The sequence below is a fragment of the Actinoalloteichus spitiensis RMV-1378 genome (assembly GCF_000239155.1).
Taxonomy (GTDB): Bacteria; Actinomycetota; Actinomycetes; order Mycobacteriales; family Pseudonocardiaceae; genus Actinoalloteichus_B; species Actinoalloteichus_B spitiensis.
Window position 1 is genome coordinate 1 of sequence record NZ_AGVX02000425.1, and the last position, 1,480, is coordinate 1,480.

Below are 1,480 nucleotides of genomic sequence, written 5' to 3' on the forward strand. Positions count from 1 at the left end.
TGCTCCACCCGTCGAGCAGCAGGTGGTGGAAGGTCCACACCACCCGCACCCGGCCCTCCCCCAACCCGGCCAGCAACACCCGCATCAACGGGGCCCGCTCCAGATCGAAGGCCACCCCCTGATCCCGCCGCTGGTACTCCCGCCACCGCCGGTCCTGCTCCCCACCCTCGTAACCCGACCAGTCCTCCACGGTGATCGGGACCTCAACCTCACGGTGCACCACCTGCACCGGGTCCGGCACCTCACGCCAGGCCACCGACACCCGCAACGCCTCATGAGCGTTGACCACCCGCTGCCAGGCCACCGCCACCAACCCCGGTTGATCCACCCCCTCCAGGACACAGGACAACTGCTCCAGATACGCCACCGACGCCGGATCGGCCACCGCGTGGAACAACATCCCGGCCTGCAACCCCGTCAACGGGTACAACTCGGTGACCGCACGACCGGTCCCGGCCAACCGGGTCACCGTGTCCTGGTCCAACGCCACCAACGGGAAGTCCGACGGGGACACACCCCCGGCCCCGGGCTGGCGGCAGTGAGCCACGAACCCCGACAACTCGGTGAGGAAGGACTCCGCCAGGCCATGAACGGTGTCCTCGTGGTGCAGGCCTGGGGAGTACCACCAGTCGATCTCCAACCGGCCGTTGCGGACCTGGGCCACGACCTCCAGCAGGTGAGTACGGGTTTCTCCCGGGTGGTGCTCGCCACCGGGGTTGAGCCGCCAGTCCCCGATCCACTCCTGCTCACCGGTGGTGGTGTCGAACTGGCCCAGGTAGTTCAGGCTGATCCGTGGTTCCCCGTCGGTGTCCAGCCCCGAATCCGGGCTTCCCCCTCCGGTGAGGTAGCGCAGTGCCCCGTACCCGATCCCCCGGTCGGGGACCCCACGGAGTTGTTCCTTGACCGCCAGGACATCACCGGCCCATTCCCCCCGCGGGGACAGTTCCACGGTGACCGGGTAGATCGAGGTGAACCAGCCCACGGTCCGGGACACCTCCACCCCCGGCAGGACTTCCTCCCGACCATGGCCCTCGACCGTCACCGGTACCCGGGGCCACCCGGTCCACCTCCGCACCGTCCGGGCCAGCCCGGTCAGCAGGACCTCATCGATCCTGGTCCGGTACACCCCGGGCACGTCCTGCAGCAACTCCCGGGTCGTGGTCTGGTCCAGTACCACCCGCACCCGGTCCTGGGCTCCGACCGAGTGGTCCCCCTCGGCAGCGTCCACCGGAAGCCGTAGGTCCTGACTGGTGGGGATGGCCTGCCGCCAGTAGTGGAGTTGGTCGGTGAACCCCCCGGCCCGGGTGTGCTCCCGCAGGGCCTGTGCCCAGTGGGGGAACGCGGTGGTCTTCACTCCGAGGTCCACCGGTCGTCCGGTCACTGCCTGGTGGTAGGCGGTGGTCAGGTCCTCCCGCAGGATCCGCCAGGACACCCCGTCGACCAGTACGTGGTGGGCTACCCATACCACCCGCAGCCGGTC

1 protein-coding gene is annotated in these 1,480 nt (G+C 69.4%); it reads right to left on the reverse strand.

The window, feature by feature from the left end:
• The coding region (locus tag ACTIDRAF_RS29660; RefSeq protein WP_245533579.1) for a condensation domain-containing protein at positions 1-1,468 on the reverse strand (1,468 nt) is incomplete at its 3' end.
• Between the last annotated feature and the right edge of the window lie 12 nt (positions 1,469-1,480).